General features: G+C 71.0%; 16 protein-coding genes. 7 read left to right on the top strand and 9 right to left on the bottom strand.

The window, feature by feature from the left end; all coding sequences use genetic code 11:
- Position 1 precedes the first annotated feature (1 nt).
- The 4 genes from ACYVDG_RS13455 to ACYVDG_RS13440 all read right to left on the bottom strand — a co-directional run bounded on the left by ACYVDG_RS13455 (position 2) and on the right by ACYVDG_RS13440 (position 5,860).
- Positions 2 to 2,125: an acyltransferase family protein gene (locus tag ACYVDG_RS13455; RefSeq protein ID WP_460750786.1), complete on the bottom strand. Its 2,124-nt coding sequence runs from the start codon at positions 2,123 to 2,125 to the stop codon at positions 2 to 4.
- Between the two features lie 173 nt (positions 2,126 to 2,298).
- Positions 2,299 to 3,834 (bottom strand): acyl-CoA synthetase, encoded by a 1,536-nt coding sequence (locus ACYVDG_RS13450; protein WP_460750783.1) that lies wholly within the window; start codon positions 3,832 to 3,834, stop codon positions 2,299 to 2,301.
- A gap of 61 nt (positions 3,835 to 3,895) precedes the next feature.
- A complete protein-coding gene (locus ACYVDG_RS13445; protein WP_460750780.1) occupies positions 3,896 to 5,023 on the bottom strand; it encodes a DUF5938 domain-containing protein in 1,128 nt (375 codons plus the stop codon).
- Between the two features lie 33 nt (positions 5,024 to 5,056).
- Entirely contained in the window at positions 5,057 to 5,860 is an 804-nt protein-coding gene (locus ACYVDG_RS13440; RefSeq protein ID WP_460750777.1) for an SDR family NAD(P)-dependent oxidoreductase, read from the bottom strand.
- 195 nt (positions 5,861 to 6,055) lie between these two features.
- On the opposite strand from ACYVDG_RS13440, the gene ACYVDG_RS13435 reads away from it, so the two are divergent.
- Positions 6,056 to 6,691, top strand: coding sequence for a TetR/AcrR family transcriptional regulator (locus tag ACYVDG_RS13435; RefSeq protein WP_460750774.1), 636 nt, complete (start codon positions 6,056 to 6,058; stop codon positions 6,689 to 6,691).
- A 166-nt stretch (positions 6,692 to 6,857) separates the two neighbouring features.
- Positions 6,858 to 7,919, top strand: a complete 1,062-nt coding sequence (locus ACYVDG_RS13430) for a hypothetical protein (RefSeq protein ID WP_460750770.1) — start codon at positions 6,858 to 6,860, stop codon at positions 7,917 to 7,919.
- 80 nt (positions 7,920 to 7,999) lie between these two features.
- Here ACYVDG_RS13430 and ACYVDG_RS13425 read toward each other — a convergent pair whose 3' ends face one another.
- Positions 8,000 to 9,208 carry an ROK family transcriptional regulator gene (locus tag ACYVDG_RS13425; protein ID WP_460750767.1) on the bottom strand — a complete coding sequence of 403 codons (1,209 nt, stop codon included), beginning with the start codon at positions 9,206 to 9,208 and terminating at the stop codon, positions 8,000 to 8,002.
- Between the two features lie 210 nt (positions 9,209 to 9,418).
- On the opposite strand from ACYVDG_RS13425, the gene ACYVDG_RS13420 reads away from it, so the two are divergent.
- The 3 genes from ACYVDG_RS13420 (at position 9,419) to ACYVDG_RS13410 (ending at position 12,708) form a co-directional block, all read left to right on the top strand.
- Positions 9,419 to 10,783 (top strand): extracellular solute-binding protein, encoded by a 1,365-nt coding sequence (locus ACYVDG_RS13420; protein WP_460750764.1) that lies wholly within the window; start codon positions 9,419 to 9,421, stop codon positions 10,781 to 10,783.
- A 159-nt stretch (positions 10,784 to 10,942) separates the two neighbouring features.
- Entirely contained in the window at positions 10,943 to 11,779 is an 837-nt protein-coding gene (locus tag ACYVDG_RS13415; RefSeq protein ID WP_460750760.1) for a carbohydrate ABC transporter permease, read from the top strand.
- Positions 11,780 to 11,865: 86 nt separating this feature from the next.
- Positions 11,866 to 12,708, top strand: a complete 843-nt coding sequence (locus tag ACYVDG_RS13410; RefSeq protein WP_460750964.1) for a carbohydrate ABC transporter permease — start codon at positions 11,866 to 11,868, stop codon at positions 12,706 to 12,708.
- A 90-nt stretch (positions 12,709 to 12,798) separates the two neighbouring features.
- On the opposite strand, the gene ACYVDG_RS13405 is transcribed toward ACYVDG_RS13410, so the two are convergent.
- A complete protein-coding gene (locus ACYVDG_RS13405; RefSeq protein WP_460750757.1) occupies positions 12,799 to 15,981 on the bottom strand; it encodes an alpha-mannosidase in 3,183 nt (1,060 codons plus the stop codon).
- A 312-nt stretch (positions 15,982 to 16,293) separates the two neighbouring features.
- Between ACYVDG_RS13405 and ACYVDG_RS13400 the strand changes: the two genes are divergently transcribed.
- Both ACYVDG_RS13400 and ACYVDG_RS13395 read left to right on the top strand, forming a co-directional pair.
- Positions 16,294 to 17,013, top strand: a complete 720-nt coding sequence (locus tag ACYVDG_RS13400) for an ABC transporter ATP-binding protein (RefSeq protein WP_460750754.1) — start codon at positions 16,294 to 16,296, stop codon at positions 17,011 to 17,013.
- Complete coding sequence (locus ACYVDG_RS13395) at positions 17,010 to 19,457, top strand: FtsX-like permease family protein (protein WP_460750751.1); 2,448 nt, start codon at positions 17,010 to 17,012, stop codon at positions 19,455 to 19,457. The genes ACYVDG_RS13400 and ACYVDG_RS13395 overlap by 4 nt, the downstream gene beginning before the upstream one ends.
- 84 nt (positions 19,458 to 19,541) lie before the next feature.
- On the opposite strand, the gene ACYVDG_RS13390 is transcribed toward ACYVDG_RS13395, so the two are convergent.
- The 3 genes from ACYVDG_RS13390 to ACYVDG_RS13380 all read right to left on the bottom strand — a co-directional run bounded on the left by ACYVDG_RS13390 (position 19,542) and on the right by ACYVDG_RS13380 (position 22,775).
- The gene (locus ACYVDG_RS13390) at positions 19,542 to 20,213 is read right to left on the bottom strand and encodes a response regulator (protein WP_460750748.1); all 672 of its coding nucleotides are present in this window, start codon (positions 20,211 to 20,213) and stop codon (positions 19,542 to 19,544) included.
- Positions 20,214 to 20,421: 208 nt separating this feature from the next.
- Positions 20,422 to 21,870, bottom strand: a complete 1,449-nt coding sequence (locus ACYVDG_RS13385) for a sensor histidine kinase (RefSeq protein ID WP_460750745.1) — start codon at positions 21,868 to 21,870, stop codon at positions 20,422 to 20,424.
- A gap of 170 nt (positions 21,871 to 22,040) precedes the next feature.
- Positions 22,041 to 22,775, bottom strand: coding sequence for a GntR family transcriptional regulator (locus ACYVDG_RS13380; RefSeq protein ID WP_460750742.1), 735 nt, complete (start codon positions 22,773 to 22,775; stop codon positions 22,041 to 22,043).
- Between the last annotated feature and the right edge of the window lie 4 nt (positions 22,776 to 22,779).

The raw sequence follows: 22,779 nt of genomic DNA, 5'->3' as shown, positions 1-22,779 counted from the left end.
GTCACTCCAAGGGCTGGTCCAGGGCCCCGTCCATCCGGGAGCCGAGGTCGTCGGCGAGCAGGCGCGCGTACGTCTCGGTGACGTGGTGCGAGTCCCGGTAGACCACCACGTTGCCGATCACCGCGGGACAGACACCGTCGGCGCAGAAGCGGTCGGTGAGGTCGATGATCTCGGCGCCCTCGACCTCCGGGACCGCCAGCTCCTGGGGGTCTTCGCGGTGGAAGGCCTCCGCCGCGCTCTGGTCACAGGCGGAGGGGTCTCCGATGTGGTGCGCCAGGCACTCCAGCACGTCCGGTTCGTTGCGGGGCGTGTCCCGTACGACCAGGACGGGGGTCCCCGCGTCGGCCACCTCGCCCCACAGCTCGACCATCCCGTCGGCCATGGTGTCGCGCCACTCCGGTCCCCGTTCGACGCCGTACAGCGAACCGCCCACGGACGTACTGGTGAACAGCAGGTCCGGTTCCAGCTCCTCGAGTTCGTCGAGTACCGCCCGGTTCCAGGTCCGGCACTCCTCGTAGGGTCCGCCCTCCCTGCTGGGCAGTACCGAAGCGAAGGCGCAGGCCGACTTGGCGTACATGGCGAGCCGCCACCCCCGCTCCTCGGCGAGCTCCTCCAGAGCGGGGAACCAGTGGATGGTGTGCGAGTCGCCCGCGACCGCCACCGTCGTCTCCCCGTCCTCCGGCCCGTAGAGACAGGGGTCGGAGGGATCCTCCTCGAGGAAACCGGCCTGGCAGCCGTCGTCGTAGGTCCTGGGTACGTCCCCTTCGGCGTCCAGCGGCGAGGGGTACATCGCCGCGTCCGTACCGTCGGTCCGGTCGATCGCCTCGGGGCCCACGTGCACCGCCGGGTCGAACTCGGGGGAAGGGAACCGCTCCACCCGGACCCACGCCGTGGCGGCCACCGCGGCCACCGCCAGCACCCCGGCCAGGGCCGCGGCGGCAGCGGAGCGGCCGCGGCGCACCAGCCCGCGCCGTGCCACCGGGTCCTCCACCCAGACCTTGGTCGCCCACGCCACCAGGAACGACAGGAAGGCCACCGCCGCGACACCGAGCGGCCCGGGAGAGTCCCCGTCCACCAGCACCACCGCGAACACCATCAGCGGCCAGTGCCACAGGTACAGGGGATAGGAGAGGTCACCGGTGAACCGGGCCGGTCCCGTGCTCAGCAGCCGTGCGGCCGACATCCCGCGCGAGTCCTCGGCGGCGATCACGGCCACCGCCCCGAGGACGGGCAGCAGGGCCGCGTACCCGGGGAAGGGCGTCCCGGAGTCGTAGGACACGGCGGCGGCCGCGATGGCAGCCAGCCCCGCCCACCCGAGCGGGAGCCGGAGCGGTTCCGGTAGTCCGCGCCCGGGCAGGAGGACCGCCAGCAGGCCGCCCGCGGCCAGCTCCCACGCGCGGGTGGTGGGCAGGAAATAGGCGGCGGGGTCTCCGCCGGAGGTCAGCACCACCGAGTAGACCAGCGATGCGATGAACACCGAGGCCAGGAGCAGCGTCAGCACCACGGTCCCGGCCCGCCCGCAGGCAGGCCCGTTCGCACCTGCGCCGACACGTTCGCCCCCGCTCCTGAACCACCGGCGGAGCACGAGCGCCCAGAGCACGAACAGCAGCGGCCACAGCACGTAGAACTGCTCCTCCACCGACAGCGACCAGAAGTGCTGCACCGGACTGGGCGGGGTCTCCGCCTCGAGGTAGTCCAGGGCCTGGTCGGCCAGGTAGAGGTTCTCGACGTACGCCGCGGAGGCCAACAGTTGCCAGGCGGTGTCGCCCAACCGCGTGGCGGGCAACAGGACCAGGGACACCGCACCCGTGACCAGCAGCACCACCGTGGCGGCCGGCAGCAGGCGCCGCACCCGCCGCACGTAGAACCCGGCGAGTGACACCCGGCCGTGCTCACGGACCTCGCGCAGCAGGAGCGACGTGATGAGGAAGCCGGAGATCACGAAGAACACGTCGACGCCCACGTACCCGCCGGGCAGCAGGCCGGGGTCGAGGTGGTAGACGAGTACGAGCAGCACGGCGACGGCGCGCAGTCCCTGGACCTCGGGCCGGAAACGGCTATGAGGGCGTGCGGCCCGGGCGGACGGCGGGGCGGTCGGCGGCGGGGAGGTGGCGGGCGAGCGCATGCCGTCATGGTGTGCGCGCCCGGTGCCCCCGCGTGCCCGGCACGGGCCGCCGTCGACCAGTGTTCCCCGACTCTTCGCCGCCCGGCGACCCGCCCTCCCCGCCCCCGTCACCGCACCCGAGCTGATCCCGAGTCGGCCCCGTCACCGCCCCGAGCCGCCCCCGTCGAACGTCCCTAGGCGGGCCGCCACCGGTTCTTGATCTCCTGCTTGAGCACCTTGCCGATCTTTGATCGCGGTAGGTCGGGCCAGATGCCGATCTGCTTCGGCGTCTTCACGCTGCCCAGCCGTGCCTTCACGAAAGCCGTCAGCTCGTCCGGCGTCGTCTGCTGCTCCGGACGTAGCTGGACCACCGCCGCGACCTGCTCGCCCCACTTCTCGTCCGGCAGGCCGACCACGGCGGCGTCCTGCACTGCCGGGTGGGCCAGCAGGACTTGCTCCACCTCCGCCGAGTACACGTTGAAACCTCCGGTGATGATCATGTCCTTCGCCCGGTCGACGATGTAGAGGAAGTTGTCCCCGTCGAGGTAACCGATGTCGCCGGTGTGGTGCCAGCCGTACTCGCTGACCGCAGCGGTGGCCTCGGGGTCCTGGTGGTAGCCGTCCATGACCAGCGGGCCGCGCACCACGATCTCGCCGCGCTTACCGATCGGAAGCGGGTTGCCCTCCTCGTCCAGCACCGCGACCTGGGTCAGCGGGGTTGGTCGTCCCGCGGAGGAAAGCCTTTCAGTGGCCACCGATCCGTCCGTGCGGAAGTGGTCGGCGGGGGCGAGGGCCGCGATCATGTTCGGCGCCTCCGTCTGGCCGAACAACTGCCCGAGCACCGGACCGATCCGGGTCAGCGCCTCCTCCAGGCGTGTCGGCGACATGGGGGCGGCCCCGTACCAGAGGCAGCGCAACGACTCCAGGTCCGTCGAGTCAAGATCGGGGTGGTCCAGCAACCCGTAGACAACGGTCGGCGGCAGGAAGGCGTGCGTGATGCGATGCCGCTCGACGAGCTGGAGGAAGTCGCCGAGGTCCGGGTTCGGCATGATGACGATCTCACCACCGAGCGCCATGATCGGGAAGGTGAGCACACCCGCGGAATGGGTGAGCGGGGCGATCGCGAGGTACCGGGGCCGCTCGTCGAACGGGTAGCTCATCAGCGTCGTCGCGGTCGCGGTCGCCATGTTGGTCCCGGTGAGTCGGACACCCTTCGGCAGCCCGGTCGTGCCACCGGTGCCGGCGAGCATGCACAACTGGTCCCCGGTGCGCGGGACCTCCTCCGGCTGCCGGTAGTTCCGCTCGACCCACTCGTCGAACGCCTCCGCGCCGTCGACCTCTCCGTCCAGGCACACCAGGGTGGTCAGTTCCGGCAGCTCACCGCGGATCCGCTCCACCAGCGGGGCGAACTTCTCTTGGAAGAAGAGGCAGCGGCAGCCGAACATGTCCAGTAGCTGCTTGTTCTCGGCGGCCTCGTTGCGGGGATTGACGGGACACCACACCGCGCCGGCACGGGAAATACCGAACACGCAGGTCAGGGCCAGCGGATCATTCGCCGACAGCACCGCCACCCGATCGCCGTCGCCGACGCCGGACCCGTGCAGGGCCCCGGCGATCCGGCGGGACAGATGCTGCACCTCGGCATAGGTGCGTGATTCACCGTTCGTCGTCAGACAGGGTTTGTTGCCACCTAGGGAGGCACCCTTGTCCAGGTAGTCGGCCAGCCGCATTGCTTACCTCTTCGTTGGGGCGCTGGTGCGCCGGGCCCCGCAGGTCCGGCGCACCAGGGGGTCAGTGGTGGACTTCGAGGACCGGTTCGAGCGCCAGGCCGAACGCACGGAGCGTGCCCAGCAGCTCGCGGTGTCCGAAGGCCTGGCAGCTGGAGGCGAATCCGACCTTTCGCGGCGGCTGCTGCAGCAGCTCCGCGGCCGCGTGCACGTTCAGCAAGGCGGTCTGCTTGTAGTTGCAGTTGCCGTGGATCACGCAGTGCGCGCGACCCAGTGGCCCCGAGGCGTAAACGGAGTCGAGGGAAGTGTTGATGCGCGGGTTCTCCCGCGGCGGCATCTCGCTGCGGATCTCGGCTGAGATCTGGTCGACGACGGCGAACTTCTCCTCCGTGGAGAGGCCCTCCATCTGCTGCAGCGCGGACGCGACGATCTGCGGGACCGCCTGCATCAGCGACCGGTCGAGCACGCCCCCGAGCGCTCGCACGTTCGCCACACGCGGGTCATTCTTGAACCACACGGGGTGTGACGTGCCGCCCCACGGCAGCGCGAGACCGAGCGCGTGCTGCCCGGGCACGGCCACATCGGCGGGCCAACCCTCCGCGGGCCACGCCACGTACTCGTTCTGCTCAAGGCGGTACGCGTCGGCGAACGCCGCGTTGGTGAGGATGGTGTTGATCGAGGCGACCGTCGGGTAGCCCTTCCAGAACACCTCGACGTCGAGGGTGTCCAGGCCGGGCGTCTCCAAGCAGTAGTTGGCCGCTATCTCCCCGATGGTGTACATCTGCGCCAAGCCGGGGGTGAGGAGCAGGCCGCGCGAGGCGAACTCGGCACCGTAGCGTTGCTCGGCTTCGATCATCCAGTTCTGTTCGCCATTGGGGTCGGTGTAGTGCGCACCGATCTCCAGGCAGGCCTGCACCACCTCGTGCCCGTAGCGGGCGAAGGGGCCGACCGTGTTCAACACGACCGCGGCGCCCCGGAACTGGTCGGCCAGCGCCGCAGCGGTGTGCTCCACCTCCACGATGTCGTAGTCGACGGTCTCGATTCCCGGTACCGCACCGACGGCTTCCTTGACCCGCTGGTGGTTCCGGCCCGCGGCCAGGAAGGGAATGTTGTACTCGCGCAGGTACTCGCAGATCAGCCGCCCGGTGTAGCCGGAGGCGCCGTAGACGACTACACGCTTGTCAGCAGTCATGGACTTCGTTCCTTTCGTACTCGTGGAAACGCTTCACATGCCCATGCCGCCATCGACCGGGAGCCCTGCCCCGGTGATGTACTTGGCGGCGTCGGAAGCCAGAAAAACCACGGCGTCGGCCATGTCGTCGACTTGCCCGAGGCGCCCTTGCGGAGTCAGGCCCACGACCGCCTGCGCGGCCGCCTCCGCGGACGGGAACAGTCCGATCTCGGCGCAGTCCCCGGCGAGCTGGTTGCCCATGTCGGTGGGCGTCAGGCCCGGGAAGATGCAGTTGACACGCACTCCGTAGCCGAGCTTTCCGGACTCGGCGGCGGCCACGCGGGTGAGTCGGTCGATGGCCGACTTCGTCGCCGAGTAGAGGGAGATGCCGGGGAAAGCGATCGTGGCCGCGACAGAGGCGACGTTGACCACCGCACCGCCGTTGCCGCCCGCGCCGCCGGGGCGCATGGCGCGCAACCCGTGCTTGAGACCAAGCGCGGTGCCGAGCACGTTGACGTCGAGCATCTTGCGGACGTCCGTCGGGTCGAGGTCGACGAGCAGGCTTGTGGTCTCCACACCCGCGTTGTTCACCAGGAGGTCCAGCCCCCCGGTCTCGTCGACTACGCGCTGTACCGCCTCGGCCCAGCTCCCGTCCTCGGTGACGTCCAGCCGCACGAACTCCGCGGTGGCCCCCGCGTCCCGCAACGACTGCGCGGTCTCCTTGCCGACGTCCTCAAGCACGTCACCGATGACGACGTCGGCGCCCGCCCGGGCCAGCGCCTCGGCCATACCCGCCCCGAGTCCTCGTGCACCTCCTGTCACCAGGGCTTTCCGGCCACTTAGGTCATAACTGGTCATCCGACATCTCCTCGTAGAGATCGCTGATCCGCACGTCTTGAAAAGCACTCGTGCGATGTGGGTCACACCGTAAGCGGCGTATTTGACAGTCGTCAAGCTTTTCTTTGACAGTCGTCAAGCAATGCCGGGTCGGCAGGAGATAGACTCGCTCCGTCATCACAGCCGCGTACCGCCACCAGCCGACAGGAAGAGCTCGTGACCGACGTCGCCGAGACGAAGCAGGAACGGATAGCCCGCCGTCAGCTCGACAAGTTCGAGGCGCGGCGAACGGAACTTGCCGTCACGACGCTGCACACGCTGGCCGACTTGGGCTACGCGCGAACGAGCCTGCGGGAGATCGCGCAGAATTCGGAGTTCTCCCACGGCGTCCTGCACTACTACTTCGCGGACAAGCGGGACCTCATCACTCAGGCGGTCCGTCAGTACGAGGCCGTGTGCGTCACCCGGTACGACGACGTGATCGAGAAGGCGACGACCGCGGACCAACTGCGGGACGGCTTCGTCAGCACGTTCGTGGAGACGCTGAAAACGGACGCCCCACTGCACCGGCTGTGGTACGACCTGCGCAATCAGGGCCTGTTCGACGCAACCTTCCGCGGGGACGTGCAAGAGATCGACAAGCGGCGGGAGGCGATGATCTGGCGGGTGGTCAGCCGCTACGCCGAGCTTGCTGGGGAAGAGCCGAGGACCTCGCCCGAGGCCGCGTACGCCATGCTCGACGGTCTGTTCCAGATCGGCCTGCGCCATTCGTTGTCCGGGATGAACGAAGAGATCGCGCAGCTGGAAGCGGAACTTCCCCGCGTGCTCACACTGCTGGTCCCAAGGTCCTGAGCTCCCACGTTCGCGACGTCGTACTCGGCGGCAACGCGTCCCTGCTCTGATCGGGCCCCAGGGGCCGTTGTTGTGGTTGATGGCGCGGGCACGCCGGTTCTCGGGCACACTGGCGAGTGGACTTTTCGTTCCGCGACCCCTTGCCCCCGCATGAGGAGACACCCCCGTGGCCGCCTTCGCCCGTACCCGCCTCGTGGTGGTCGTCGTGGTGTTGACCGTTCCCGCGGCGCTGTATCCGCTGGTGGGACTGTGGACACTCGCGTGGTTGCCGTTCGCCGTGGTGCTGCTGGGGACGGCCCTGGCCCGCCCCTCGATGTTGGAGGCCGCCCTGGACGCGGTGACCGGCAAGGACGAGCCCGAGGCGCGGAACGGGGCGGAACGGGGCGGGCCCGAAGCGAAGAATGCGGACGGGGAGCCCCGGGACCTCTCGGACCAAGGTGACGAGCCCGCGCCCCTCACGGCGCCGCGGGGGGAGTCCGGAACCCGCGGTGTGCGGGTGCGCCGGACCGAACTTCCCAGCAGCGTCGACGACTACGCGTTCGGGTTCTCCGCGCTCATCCACTGGCGATGGGCGCACCGGGTGGACCTGAGCCTGCGCAACCCGGCCGGTCCGGCCACCCACGCGATCGTGCTCCGTGCCGGGGAGGTCCTGCGCGACGTGCACCCCGGGGACCGCACGGTGGCCGAGAGCCAGCTGGAGGCGGAGTTCGCGGTGGAGGCCCCGGTCGCCGGGGGCACGATCCAGGTGTGGGCGGAGAAAGTCCGCCTGGAGCTGGCCCACGAGGACGAGGAACGCCTCGACCGCATGGCGCACATGCGCAAGGACCGTGCCCTCTGGGCCGCCGAGCACGAGGCCCGGCAGGTCAAGAGGTCGCTGTCCGGGGAACTCGACCACGAACCGGCTGCCGAACTCGCGCCCGACCCGATGCTCCGCGCCGACCTGCCCGCCCCGCACCTCTCTCAGGACCTCCCCGAACCCGGCGTCCCGATGCCGGGCAGCGTCGTGGACGAAGAGGGCTACGAGAGCTACTGGTGGCCCGCCGAGCAGGACGAGGAGGAGAGCGACATGGAGCAGGACGTCCAGGTCGCCATCCTGCGCGGGCTCATCGACTCCGTCGAGGACGAAGCCGAGCGGTCCGAGTTCGCCCGCGAGCAGGTGGACATCCTGCGCCGGACCGGTTTCGCGGACGTCGCCGAGCGCGTCCAGTCGATGTTCCCCGAGCGCTGAGGGGTTACCGGAATGTCGGCCCCGCCGCCTCACACAAGTACCCCGCCCGCTCACCTAGGTGCTCCCGCTCACCCAGGCGCTCACACGCTGTTGACCTTGGGGGAGTAGGCCGAGTGCAGCACCAGTGAGGCCGCTCCGATCGCGCCCACGTCCTCGCCGATGAGGGACGTGTCGACCCGCACGCGCCGCACGGAGCGGGCGAGCGTGCGTTCGGCGAGGGACGTCCGCAGCTCGTCCGCGTACAGGTCGCCGACGTTCGACATCCCCCAGCCGCCGAGCACCACCTGCGGTACGTCGAGCAGATTGAGCAGTGCGGTCGCGGCCTGGCCGAGCCGGCGCCCGGCCGCTCCGACCACGTCCAGGGCGACGGGGTCACCGGCCCGGGCCTCGCGGCACACCCTCTTGTAGGCGGCGACCGTGCGCGCCTGGCCGCGTTCGAAGTCCACCGGGTCCTCGCCCCTGCGGTGCGCGGCGTCCGCCGCGACGGCGTGCGGCGCGATGTAGGTCTCCAAGCAGCCGCGGTTCCCACACGGGCACACCGGACCCCGCGGGTCGACCGTCACGTGGCCGATCTCCGCCGCGTTCAGGGTGTCACCCCGGTAGACGCTCCCGTCGAGTACGAGGCCGCCGCCGACCCCGGTGCCGACATAGACGAAGGCCATGTCCGAGGACCGCTCTTCTCCGCCCGCCCAGCGCTCGCCGATGGTGGCCGCCGTCGCGTCGTTGTCGATGACCACCTCCAGTCCGGTGCCCGCCGCCAGGGCCTCGCGCAGCGGGACCGAGCCCCAGCCCGGCAGGTTCGGCGGGGTGACGACCCCGCCGCCGTTGTCGAGCGGGCCGGGAGTGGCCACCCCGAGTCCGAGGATCCGGCCGGGGACGCGGGCCTGTTCGATGATGGCGCGCACCGAACGGCTGAGGGCATCGATCACCCGGCGCGGCCCCTGCGCCGAGGGGGTGCGCCGACGGGTCCTGGCCACGACCTGGCCGGCTAGGTCGGTGACGACGAGCGTGGTCGAGGCGGGATCGATGTGCATGCCGACGGCGTAGTAGGCCCCGGCGTTGAGTCTGAGCACGGTCGCGGGCTTGCCGCCGCGGGAGGTGGCCTGGCCGTCCTCCAGGACGAGGCCGTCCTCCAGGAGCTTGCGGACGATGTTCGACACGGTCTGTGCGGTCAGGCCGGTCTGTGCGGCCAACTCGACCCGGCTGACACCGTCCGAGCGGCGCACGGCGTCGAGCACCCTGCTCTGGTTGAGCCCGCCCAGCCACAGCAGGTTGGTGCTTGTGCGCATACGCCGATGTCCCTCCGCCCGTTCCCTCCACCCGGTCGGGCCGCCTCCCGACCAGCGCCCCACCACGGGGGCAACCACATTGGAAGGTACCACTTCACCCATTGTCTTTATCCAAGGTTTTTAGTAAGCAGGTGATGTGAGTCACCTGCCCCGAAGGCCGGTTCCCCATCCGCGGGCGTCCTTCACCCACATGCTTCGTGAGGGGTCACCATGAGGAGAACTCGACGGAACACCATCCGCGCCGCCGCCGCGGTATCGGTCCTGGCGCTGGTCGCCGCGGGCTGCTCCGGGGACGCCGACCGGGACGAGAACACGGTCAGCGTCGCCTACATGAACTACGGAACCTTCATCGCGATGGACTCGCTCATGCAGGGGGTGAAGGAGGACTTCGAGGCGGAGAACCCCGACATCACCGTGGAGCTGAACGCGATCGAGGCGCCGGCCGACGACTACCAGACCCAGGTCAACCTCATGAACGGGTCCCCGGGCGAGGCACCGGACCTGATCTACCAGGACACCTTCACCATCAACCAGGACGCCGACGCCGGGTACCTGATGCCGCTCGACGACTACTTCGCGGACTGGGACGAGAGCGACCAGTTCAGCGACCAAGAGGCCGACGCCGTCACCTCCCTGGACGGGGACCGCTACGGCGTCATGCTCGGCACCGACGTCCGCGGCCTCTGGTACAACACCGAACTCCTCGAAGAGGCCGGCATCGACACCCCATGGGAACCGGCCACCTGGGACGAGGTCCTCGACGCGGCCCGGACCGTCCAGTCCGAGCTCGGCGACGGCGTGGTCCCGCTCCACGTCTTCTCCGGCACCCCCGCCGCCGAGGCCGCGTCCCTCGAAGGCTTCCAGATGCTCCTCAGCGGTACCGGCGACGAGCTCTTCGACGACGGCTCCGAACAGTGGGTCACCAGCAGCGCGGGTTTCTCCGACTCCCTGGAGTTCATCGACACGATCTTCGAGGAAGAGCTGACCTTCGACCCGCAGGACGCCCTCGACGCCAACATGGGGACGATCAACAACGAGGAGCGGTTCCCCGCCGGAGAGCTCGCCATCAGCCTCGACGGGTCCTGGGCCACCCAGTCCTGGATCGAGGAGGCCAACCAGCCCTGGCCCGAGTGGGAGGACCACATGGAGTTCACCCGCATGCCGACCCAGGACGGCGAGGAGCCCGGCGCCACGAGCATGTCCGGCGGCTGGGCGCTCTCCATGGGCGCGCACGCCACAGACCCCGACCTCGCGTGGGAGGTCATGACCCTGGCCCTCAACAAGGAGAACGCCACCAAGTTCGCCATCGAGGGCGGCCAGATCCCCGTCCGGGACGACGTGGCCGAGGACCCGGCCTTCGTCGACGAGGCACCGATGGCCGAGGAGTTCGCCGAGCTGGTGGAGATCACCGGATTCCGTCCCGCCTACAGCGAGTACCCGCGGGTCTCGTTGGCCATCCAGGAGGCCATGGAGGCCGTGATGCTCGATGAGGCCACCCCGGAGGAGGCCGCCGAGCTCTACGCCGAAGAGGTGGAGGGCGTCGTCGGTCCCGAGAACGTGACGACGGGCTCCTGACCGGTGCGGTCACAGTCAACCGGCCCCCGGGCGCCCTCCGGACCCCCGACCCCCGATACTGCCCCCGCCCCCGCCCGGCGCGTCCGGCAGGGGGAGGGGGACGGGCGCGCTGTCTGGGCGCGCGGAGCCTGGAGCCGGTCCACCCGGTGGGTCATCCCCATGGCGCCCGCCCTGTTCCTGCTCCTGGCGTTCTTCGCGGGCCCCATCCTGTGGACGGTCTGGGCCTCCTTCACGAACGCGGCGCTGACCGGTGCCCAAGCGGCGCAGACCGAGTTCGTCGGCACGGCCAATTTCGAGCAGCTGTTGTCCGACCCCCGGTTCCGGACCGCGACCCTCCTCACCGTCGCCTTCCTTATCGGCTGCGTGCTCGGACAGACGGTGCTGGGCCTGTCCCTGGCCCTGCTGCTCCAGCACCGCAACGGGGCCGTGCGCGCGACGGTGGGCGCGATCGTCGTCGGTGCCTGGGTGGTTCCGGAGGTCGTGGCCGGGTTCGTCTGGTACGCGTTCCTGGAGCGGGAAGGCACCCTCAACTCCATCCTCGGCACGCTCGGGGCCGGTGAGCAGAACTGGCTGTTCACGGCGCCGCTCCTGGCGGTGGTCCTGGCCAACATCTGGAAGGGCACCGCCTTCTCGATGATGACCTACTCGGCGGGCCTGTCCGAGGTCCCCGAGGACCTCAAGGAGGCGGCGCGCGTCGACGGCGCCTCCGGGTTCCAGGTGCTGTGGCACGTCGTGCTCCCGCTCCTGCGGCGCACCCTGGCCACGACCCTGCTGCTGATCACGCTCCAGACCGTGCAGGTGTTCACGCTGATCTACGTGATGACCTCGGGCGGACCGGGGTCGCGGAGCACCACCCTTCCGCTTCTGATGTACCAGGAGGCGCTGGATATGGGCGACCTGGGCTACGGGACCGCCATCGCACTGGCGCTCCTGGTCGTCGCCGGACTGTTCTCGGTCGTCTACGTGTGGATGCTCCGGAAGGAGGAGACCAGGTGAGCGAAGAACGGGTGAGCGGAGAACGGGTGAGTGCCGAAGAGGCCGCCACGGGCCGGGTTCCCCCGGGCCGGGGCCGCCCGACCCGGTTGCGCGCCGTCGTCACCGCTCCGAGCCGGGCGGCGGGCAGCGTGCTCGCGTACTCGCTCCTGGGCGTGCTGACCCTGCTGTTCCTGGTGCCCATGCTGTGGATGCTCTTCGCCTCCGTGGACCCCGAAGCGTCGCTGCGGGCGAGCCCGCCCTCCGGGTTCACGCTGGACCACTTCACGGCGATCATGACACCCGACATCATCTACCGGCCGCTCTGGAACAGCATCCTCACCTGCGGCGGGGCGGCGCTCATCACCGCCGTGTGCTCGATGCTGGCCGCGTACCCGATCTCCCGCTACAACCTCCGGTTCAAGAAGCCGTTCCTGTACACGGTGCTGTTCGCCACCGGGCTGCCGATCACCGCGATCATGGTCCCGGTCTACGGCATGTTCGTGCAGGCCAACCTGCTCAACTCGCTGATCGCCACGACGCTGTTCCTGTCCGCCAGCACGCTGCCCTTCGGTATCTGGCTGACCAAGAACTTCATCGACGGGATCCCCATCACCCTGGAAGAGGCCGCCTGGGTGGACGGGGCCTCGGCCTGGCAGTCGATCCGCTACCTGGTGGCGCCGCTGCTCGCACCGGGGCTGGCGGTCGTCTCGATCTTCACCCTGGTCACCACCTGGGGCAACTTCTTCGTTCCGTTCATCCTGCTCACCAGCCCGGAGAAGATGCCGGCGGCGGTGCGGGTCTTCACCTTCTTCGGCCAGTACGGCTCCGTGCGCTACGGGGAGCTCGCCGCGTACTCGCTCATCTACACCGTCCCCGTGATCGTGCTGTACGTGGTGGTCTCCCGGGCGCTGGGCGGCAAGTTCGCCCTGGGCGGCGCGGTCAAGGGGTGACCCCAACCAGCGATGATCTTGCCCCCAGCTCCACCCCCGGCCGCCGAGGGTGGAGCTGGGGCAAGATCACCGGGGAAACGGGGCGGCGGACTACCGGGCCAGGCGCAGGGTCACGATCTGGAACGGGCGCAGGGAGAAGGTCACCGAAGCCTGTTCCCCGCCGCCGTTCCGGCTGGCAGTCGGCTTCCCGCCGCCGTTGCGGCCGACGGCGCCCGCGAGGTCCGTGTCCAGGCCCGGAGCCTCCTCGTAGTCCTCCTCCAACAGGTTGACGGCTCGGACCCCGGAAACCGGGAAACCGGTGCGCACGGTGGCCCGGGCCCGGCCGCCGCGCGCCTCGTACAGCCGCACCACGAGGTCGCCGGAGCGGTCGTCGGCGAGTTTCACGGACTCCACCACCACACCGGGGTCGTCCACCGCCACCAGCGGTGCGACGGCGCCGTCCCCGGAGACCTCCCGGGCGGGCAGGTTGATCCGGTAGCCCTCGCGCACCGCGTCCTCGATCTCCGCTCCCGGCGCCAGGGCGTAGCGGAAGCGGTGCTCCCCTTGGTCGGTATCCGGGTCGGGGAAGCGCGGCGCGCGCAGCAGCGACAGCCGCACCGTGGTCGTGGTTCCGCCGTCCGCGCGGACGTCGCGGGTCACGTCGTGTCCGTAGGTGGAGTCGTTGAGCACCGCCACCCCGTAGCCGGGCTCGGCCACGTGCACCCAGCGGTGCGCGCAGATCTCGAACTTGGCCGAATCCCAGGAGGTGTTGGTGTGCGCGGTCCGCTTCACGTGGCCGAACTGGATCTCGGACGAGGACTCGTGCGCGCGCACGTCGAGCGGGAAGGCCGCCTTGAGGAACTTCTCCCGCTCGTGCCAGTCGACGACGGTCTCCACGTCCAGGCGTCGCGCACCTGGCTGGAGTGAGAGGACCTGGGTGACCCTGGAGGCACCGAAGGAGCGGGCGACGCGCAGCGCGACGGTCTCGCCCACCGGCCCGTCCTCGAGGTCGGGAACCGCGACGGAGTCGGCTTCCGTGAGGTCGACGGTGCTGTTCCGGTAGAACTCGTCCACGTCCCAGGCGTCCCACTGGTTGGGCAGGTCCTGGTGCACCTGGAGCAGGTTGCCCGGCTGTCCCGGTGCGAGCACCTCGCGGTCCTCGGTCCGGTCCACGATCGAGGTGACCAGGCCTCGGTGGTCCACGCGCACCGTCAGCAACCCGTTGTCCAGCGTGAACCCGTCCTCTTCTGCCGTGACAGCGGTGACGGGGGCGACGACGCCGGTGGCGGAGGGGGAGTCGGCGGCGCGGCTGCGCTCGGCCTCGGCACGGGGCAGGGCGCCCATAGCGGGGATCCCGTCCCGCTCGTGCGGTGCCGCATTGAACACCACGCCGCCGCCCGCGCCGGAACCACCGCGTCCCGTGCCGTTTTCGGTGCCGGGGCTGCCGGTGAGCGCGGCCTGGGCAGCGGCGATGATCCCGTGCAGCTCCTCGGCGACCCGCGCGTAGTCCTCGGCCGCCTCCCGGTGCACCCACGCGATGGAGCTCCCGGGGAGGATGTCGTGGAACTGGTTCAGCAGGACCGTCCTCCAGATCCGGTCCAGGTGCTCATAGGGGTAGTCCGCCCCGGCGCGCACGGCGGCGGTGGCGGCCCACAGTTCGGCTTCGCGCAGCAGGTGCTCCGAACGCCGGTTGCCCTGCTTGGCCGCCACCTGGCTGGTGTAGGTCCCCCGATGGAACTCCAGGTAGAGCTCGCCCAGCCAGACCGGAGCGTTCGGGTACTCGGCGTGCGCTTTGGCGAAGAACTCCGCCGGGTGCTCGATCTCCACCCTCGGCGAACCCTCCAGGTCGCGCAGCCGTGCCGCCCGGGCCAGCATCTCCCGCGTGGGGCCGCCGCCCCCGTCCCCGTGCCCGAAGGGCACGAGGGAGCGGGAGGAGCCGCCCTTGTCCCGGAAGTTGCGCGAGGCGTGTGCGAGCTCGTCGCCGGTGAGCTCGGAGTTGTAGGTGTCCACCGGCGGGAAGTGCGTGAAGACCCGGGTCCCGTCGAGCCCCTCCCACCAGAACGTGTGGTGCGGGAACGTGTTGACCTGGCTCCAGGAGATCTTCTGGGTGAGGAACCAGCGCGACCCCGACAGGCGCACCAGCTGGGGGAGTGCGGCGGAGTAGCCGAAGGAGTCCGGCAGCCACACCTCCTGGGTGTCGACGCCGAGCTCGTCCCGGAAGAAGCGCTTGCCGAAGGTGAACTGCCGGGCCAGCGCCTCGGATCCCGGCATGTTGGTGTCGGACTCGACCCACATGCCGCCGACCGGCACGAACTGCCCGGCGTCGGCCGCCTTCACCACGCGGGTGAACACGTCCGGCCGGTGCTCCTTGAGCCAGGCCCACTGCTGGGCCTGGGACATCGCGAACACGAACTCCGGGTGCCCGTCCATCAGCGAAACGACGTTCGCGCTGGTCCGGGCGACCTTCCTGACGGTCTCGCGCAGCGGCCACAGCCAGGCGGAGTCGATGTGGGCGTGCCCGACGGCGGACAGCCGGTGGGCGCTCGGTACGGCGGGGGAGGCGAGCGCTGGTGCCAGGGCCTCGCGCGCCCGGTCGGCGGTACCGGGGACGTCCTGCAGGTCGAGGGAGTCCAGGGTCCGGCCCAGCGTTCGCAGGAGCTCCCAGCGGCGGGGGTCGCCGGTGCCGAGTTCGCGCATGAGCCCGCCCGCGACCTCCAGGTCCAGGGCGAGCTCCCACACGTGCGACTCGAAGACGGCCAGGTCGGCGCGGGCCAGCCGGTACAGGGGTTCGTCCTCGGGGCCGCGGCCGGAGCCGAGTTCGGTGGGCTGGAACGGCGGGTTGCCGAGGATGACCGGGTTGGCCGCCGCCTCGACGTGGAACTCGACCGCCTCCTCCCCGTCGGCGGGGGAGGCGACCGGGATCCAGGCGTTGCGCGGGTTGAGGCCCTTGACGACGGTGCCGTCGGGCAGGTGGACGAGTCCCTCGCACTGGAAGCCCGGCATCCCGGCGTCGAAGCCGAGGTCGACCACGGCCTCCACGGTGCGGCCCGCCCACGCGCGCGGGACGTGTCCGCGCAGCCGGAACCACGTCGTGCCCCAGGCCGGCCCCCAGGCGTCGCCGACGTTTGCGGGTGCGTGTGGTGCGGAGATCCCGTCGGCGGCCGGGACGGGCTCGCCCGGGACATCCCAGCGGGACACCTCCAGGGGGATCGACGTCGTGTACACCGCGGGCCACACGCGTTCCCTCAGGACCCGCTCCAGTCGTGCCTCGGTCAGCCGCCGGTCGTCGTGCACGGTGGATCTCCGTTCGGTCGTCCCCTGGCAGGTGCTGCGTACGTTGCCAGCGGGGCGAGACTTCGTCAATGCTTTGGACGAAGTGGCTTGCCTCGGTGCGCAGGTTGCCTACCCCCTGACTTTCGTCAGGGTGCAGGCCCGTCGGTCGCCAGTGTCGGTGCGGGGCCCCGATTTCTAGCGTGGTTGTCGATGAAGAAGTCGATGGAGAAAAAACACGACGGCGGTGGAGCCGCCACCGGGCAACCGCGACGCAGAGGCACAGGCGGGGCGGTATACGGCCCGCCCGGGGGCCGAGAGGACGGAGAAGTCCGGATGAACGCACCGACCAGTCAAGGCAGCGCACTCCAGGCGGTCGACCTGGTCAAAAGGTACGGCTCAGGGGAGACCGCCGTCACCGCCGTGGCCGGGGTGAGCCTGGGTTTCGAGCCGGGGACGTTCACCGCGGTCATGGGGCCCTCCGGCTCCGGCAAGTCCACCCTCATGAACCTGCTGGCCGGGCTGGACACCCCCACCTCGGGGCGGGTCCTGGTCGAAGGCCAGGACCTGGGCGAACTCGACGACCGGAGACTCACCCGGCTGCGCCGCGAGCGGATCGGCTTCGTCTTCCAGGCCTTCAACCTGCTGCCCGCCCTCACCGCCGAACAGAACATCCTCCTGCCGCTCAGGCTCGCCGGACGGCGACCGGACCGCGCCTACCTGGAGGAGGTCGTGCGCTCCCTGCGGATCGGCGACCGGCTCGGCCACCGGCCGGCACAGCTGTCCGGCGGGCAGCAGCAGCGGGTCGCGGTGGCCCGCGCCCTGCTCACCCGGCCCGCCGTGGTCTTCGCTGACGAGCCCACCGGCGCCCTCGACGTCACCAACGGCCGTGAACTCCTGCGGCGCCTGCGCGCGGCCTGCGCCGAACTCGGCCAGACCATCGTCATGGTCACCCACGATCCGGTCGCCGCCACCCACGCCGACCGCGCCCTGCACGGCAGCCTCGAACAGCCCACGGCCCAAGAGGTCCTCGATGCCATGGCGGGAGCCGAATGATGCTCAGCCTTGCCTGGGCGCAGCTGCGCGCCCACCCCGCCCGGCTCTTCGCCGTGCTCTTGTCGATCGTGCTCGGCACGCTCTTCCTGGCGGCCACCGCCGTGTTCTCCGGGACCTCCGCCGCCGGGCTGCGCGCGGTGGCCGCGGCCCCGCTGTCCGCGGCCGACGTGGTCGTGGACCGGGACAGCAACGCCCCGGATCCCCGGGCCGACTGGCCCGACGAGGTCGCCGAGCACCCCGACGTCACCGCCGTGGCACCCCAGCACGCGCGCACGGTCCAACTGGCCACCGACGACCGGAGGGGCACCGCCAACGTCTACAGCATCGCCGAGGAGACCGAACTCCGCTGGTTCGACCTGGTGGAGGGCGCCTGGCCGGCCGCCCCGGACGAGGTGGTGGCCGACACCGCGACCCTGGAGGCCGCCGGGATCGCGGTGGGGGACAGCGTGCGGCTCCTTCCCGAAGCGGGGGAGGAGCTCCCGGCCACCGTGGTCGGCGCCGCGGACCTGGGGTTCCAACCGCTGACCGGGGTCCAGTACACGCTCTACGCCAGCCAGGCGCACTTCGCGGGAGACAGTGCGCCCACCGCCACGGCCAGCCTGGCCGAGGGGGTCTCGGCCGAGGCGACGGTCGCGGAGCTGGCAGCCTCTCTGCCCGCGGACCTGTACCCGATGACCGCGGCGGAGCAGGCCGCGCTGGCCGCCGACCGGTTCGCGGGCGGGGCCCAGCAGCTCGACCTGCTCCTGCTCGTGTTCGCCCTCATCGCCCTGTTGGCCGCGGCGATGGTCATCGCCAACACCTTCACCATCCTGCTCTCGCAGCGCCGCCGCGACACCGCCCTACTGCGCTTGGTGGGCGCCGAGCGGACCCAAGTGCGCTCGCTGGTGGTCGCCGAAGCCCTCCTGATCGGCTCCGCCGGATCCCTGGCCGGGGCGGCCGCGGGCGTGGCCGCCGGGTACGCGGGGGCCGCACTGATGGGGTTGACCGGCGCCGGACTCCACGTCAACCCCCTCGCCCTGGCCGGCTGCGTCCTGGTGGGGACGGGCACGACGGTGGCGGCCGCCTGGTTCCCGGCCCGGCGGGCGTCCGCCACGGCCCCGGTGGAGGCCCTGCGCTCGGCCCCGCTGGACAGCGGGGTCCGCTTCCGCGCGGTGCACGCCCTCGGAACCGGGCTCGCGCTGCTCGGGCTGGCGACGATGGCGGCCGGGGCCTGGTCGCAGAGCCTGCCCCCGGCCATCGGGGGCGGGTTCGTGGGCGCGATCGGCCTGCTCCTCGTTCTGCGCTACCTCATCTCCCAGATCGTCCGCGCGGTGCAGGGGCCGCTGCGGCGGGTGGGCGGTGTCGCCGAACTGGCCGGGGCCAACCTCCGGCGCGACACGGGCCGGGCAGCCACGGCCACGCTCACCCTCGTACTGGGGCTCGGCCTGATCACCGCGCTGACCACCGCCGCGGCCACCGGCCGCGCCACCGTCGACAGCGACCTGAACGACCGCTACCCGGTGGACGTGAGCGCCCGGGTGGACGAGGGGTCGATGGATCCGGCGACCGTGGAGAGAGTTCGGGAGATCGACGGCCTGGACCAGGTCGAAGCGCCCCGTACCGGGGACACGACCATCGACGGCATGGGCGAGGTCACCCTGGTGGGGGTCTCCCCGGAACTGGCCGCCGCCACCGGCGCCGAGGCGCTGGCGAACACCGCGAACGATGCCCCGGTCATGCTGGTCTCGGGTGACCAGCTGAGCGCACTCGGGGCCGAAGCCGGGGAAAGGCGGGAGCTCACCGTGGACGGTGAGCGAAGACCCTTCACCGTGATCCCCGACCCCCTGGCCACCGCCACCGGGACACCGGCCCCGGTCATGCGCGCGGACGTCCTGGACACCCTGACCGAGGACGAGGAGCAGGGAACGGTCTGGGGGGTGGCCGCCCCGGGGGCCGATGCCGACTCCCTGGCCGCGCAGATGAACCTGGTGGCCGGGGCCGACCCGGACATCGTCCTCAGCGGCGCGCTCAGCGAAAGGGGTGACATCACCGAGGTCCTCGACATCCTGGTCAACCTCGCCCTGGTGATGCTCCTCGTCACCGTGGTCATCTCCGGCCTGGGTGTGAGCAACACGCTGAGCCTGTCCGTCCTGGAGAGAACCCGGGAGTCGGCGCTACTGCGCGCCCTGGGCCTCACCCGGGTCGGCCTGCGGAACACGCTCGCCGTGGAGGCCACCGTGATCGCCCTGATCGGGGCCGCCCTGGGTGTCCTCATCGGCGTGCCCTACGGGGTGGTCGGGGTGGGCGCGATCGTCGGGGAGACCGCACCCCTCGTGGTGGCGGTGCCCTGGGCCCAGCTGGGCCTGGTCCTGCTCGCCGCACTGGTGGTCGGGGTCGCGGCGACGCTGTTCCCCGCCCGCAGGCTGGCCAGGATCGCCCCGGCCGAAGGGCTGGGCGGTGACTGACCGCGGGGCCCGCAGACCAGGGCTGGACCGGGGCGACCGGCGCCCCGGAGGTGTCCGGGACCGCGTCGCCCTCCTACACCGCGGCTACCGGGCTTCGTCCGAGATCTGCGGGACCACGCCGGCCTCGTACGCGAGGACTGCCGCCTCCACCCGGTTGCGCACGTCCAGGCGCAGGAGGATCGCACTCACATGGCCCTTCACGGTCCCCTCGGTCAGGAAGAGCCGCACCCCGATCTCCCCGTTCGACAGCCCGGCCCCCAGCAGGGCCAGAACCTCCCGTTCCCGCTCGCTCAGCTCCGCCAACCGTTCCCGGGCGTGCAACCGACCGGTGGAACGTTCGTGGTCCAACCCGTCCAGGACCCGGCGGGCCACCTTCGGGGAGAGGAAGGCACCGCCCTCCGCCACGGCCCGCACCCCCAACAGCAGTTCGCGCGGGTCACCGGTCTTCAGCAGGAACCCGTCGGCGCCCCCGTCGAGAGCCCGCACCACGTACTCCTCCTCGCCGAAGGTGGTCAGGATGGCCACCCCGGTCTCCGGCGCGGCCCGCCGCATCTCGAGGGCCGCGTCCAGGCCGTTCATCCCCGGCATGCGGATATCGACGAGTGCCACGTCCGGCCGGTGGGACCGGGCGACCTCCACACCCTCCCTGCCGTCGGCGGCCTCGGCCACCACCTCGACACCGGGGTCGTTGTCGAGGATCGCCCGCACACCCGCGCGGACCATCGCCTCGTCGTCCACCAACAGAACCCTGATCACGGGTCCCACCCCCTCCCGGCGTCTCGTTCACACGTTCGAGAAAGACATTAGCGAAACTGGTGGGCCGGTGTGGGGGGAATCGGCGAACTCCCCCTGATTCTTTTCCCAAGGGGAATCGATCCGCATGTTTAGCTGTGTGCTGGTGGCCTGCGGCCGTAGTGATCTTTGCTGACGGGATTAGATGGTTGCTGAGGGAACCCCGAAAAGCTCACAACCCTCCGGCGAAAACGTCGGCGTCGGACCGGTAGTAGGAGCACTCCAGTCCCTCCGGATCCGTCGGCCGGCCCCGTGCCTCGAACAGACCCCCGTACAGGTCTTCCTCGGGGAGCAGGGCTTCCACCTCCGCCCGATCCTGCCCCGGGGCCAAGCCGTCGAACACCTCCGGGTCGAGCGTGGCGGTCGCCGCCTGATGCGCGGTGAGCGCGACGACCAGCATGTAACCCGCCAACGCGACCAGGATGGGAACACCCACGACCACACCGATCGCCCACAGCGCCCGCCGCCGCGCCCGCCGGTGCCCGGACCGGTCCCGGGCGCCGTCCGGCATGTCCTCTGTTACCGGTGCTTGTGCCCGTTCCTCCGCCGTTTCCGAGGCTGGTTCCCCGGGCGGAGCCCCGGTGCGCGAACGCGGGGCGGGGCCGTGCACCGGGATACGCGCAGAGACGACCCAGACATCCCCTTCCGCGCCCGCCGTCAGCTCGCCCCCGACCAGGCGCACCCGCTCACGCAGGCCCACCAGGCCGCTACCGGACCCCGGCTTCCGATCGGTCCGCTCCGCCCTCGCGGAGGCACGGCTCCCGCTCGCCGAACCGTTGGCCACCCGCACGGACACCTGGTCCGGTGATCCGCTCAGCAGTACGCGCGGTGCCGACCCCGGGGCGTGCTTGGCGGCGTTGGTCAGGGCCTCCTGGACCACGCGGTACAGCGCCCGGTCCGCGACCAGGGGGAGCTCGCCGTCTCCGCCGTCCTGCTCCAGGAACCCGCCCTCCCGTTCCAGTGACACGTCCATGCCCGCCTCCCTCGAGCGCCGGACCAGCTCAGCGACGCTGTCACCCGCCGGGTCCAGCGGGGCCGATCCGGTGTCGGCGCGCAGGACCCCCACCGCCTCCATGAGCCGGTCGGCGGCGCGACCGGCCACCTCCCGCAGCTGCCGCGCCTGGGTTCTGCGTTCCCCGGCCAGGTCCGGGGCGGTCTCCAGCGCACCCGCACCCAGGGCAAGCAGACTCAGTTCGTGCCCCACGGCGTCGTGCATGTCCTGGGCGATCCGCGAGCGCTCCCGCATCCGGGCCCGCTCGGCCACGAGCAACGCCTCCCGCTCCAGGGTCCGGGCCCGTTCCCAGCCCTCCTGCTCCAGCGCGGAGGTGCTGCGCAGGTACAGCCCCAGCAACCACGGCAACAGGACCGCGAACACCGTCAGCGATCCGCCGGTCACCCACATGCCCACGGGGTAACCGCCCAGGACCAGGAACCCCGCGCCGAGCAGGGCGAGCACGGAGTAGGCGAGGCCAGCCACCCGCGGATCACCGCCGAGGCGCCCGGTGAGCAGGGCGGGAACGGGTACCGCCATGAGCAGCAGGGGCCAGCGCAGGGCCAGGACCAGGAGCACGAGCACGGCGACCAGGGCCAGGTGGCCGCGCGGGACACGGGAGAGACGCATACCCCGGAAACTAACCCGCGCGGTACCCCCGCGTCCCCCACCGAAAGTCAGGTCTCGATGTCCGCCACGACACCCGCCTCCGGCCCGAGCACGGGCGGGTGAAGAGGTGAGCCCAGGCCAGGCCCCGCGAACTCCTCGGGTGCGGGGCTGCCCCGCGCTCACCCGGGGCGTCAGACCGCGGGGCGGCCCGGTTCGGGCTGGTTTCCGCTGATCCGGGTGATGCAGGTGAGCACTTCGTACCGGTCGAACCGGTAGCGCGACCGCACGTGCTGGATGGGGCGCCCGGTGGCGTCGTAGAAGGTGTCCACGATCTCCAGGCCCGGTGAGTCCAGGGGAAGGCCGAGGAGTTCGCACTCGACGGGCGGTAGCACCAGCGCCCGGACCCTCCGGAAGGTGGAGTCCGGCACCGCCGCCACCTCGGACAGGGCTTCGTGCACCGAACCCGTGAGGTCGGCGTCGGCTAGCGCATCGCTGAAACGTGCCGGGTACAGGCCCATCTCGTGGCACATCGGCTCACCGTCGGCGTACCGCAACCGCTCCAGGAGCAGCGCCCCTTCACCGGGGCGGAGCGACAGGTTGGTGACCGTCTCCAGGTCCGGGGTGACGGGCTCGAAGCGCAGCACCGTCGATGACGGCCGTATCCCGCGGCGGCGCATGTCCTCCGTGAAGGAGGTCAGGGTGGGCCCCATGGTCACGGTGGGACGGCCGACGTAGGTACCGCTCCCCGGCGCGCGGCGGACCCAGCCCTCGTCCTGCAGGGCGGCCAGGGACCGCCGGACCGTCATCACGCTGACGCCGAACTCCTCGGCCAGGGCGCGCTCGGCGGGCAGCCGGAACCCCACCGCCAGGGACGAGCAGCGCTCACGGAGGACCGCCAGGATCTCGAGGTACTTGGGTTGGTTCATCGGC

Source organism: Nocardiopsis oceani (assembly GCF_054777395.1).
Note: the sequence above shows the minus strand (reverse complement) of the source record. Positions and strands in the feature narration are given on the sequence as shown.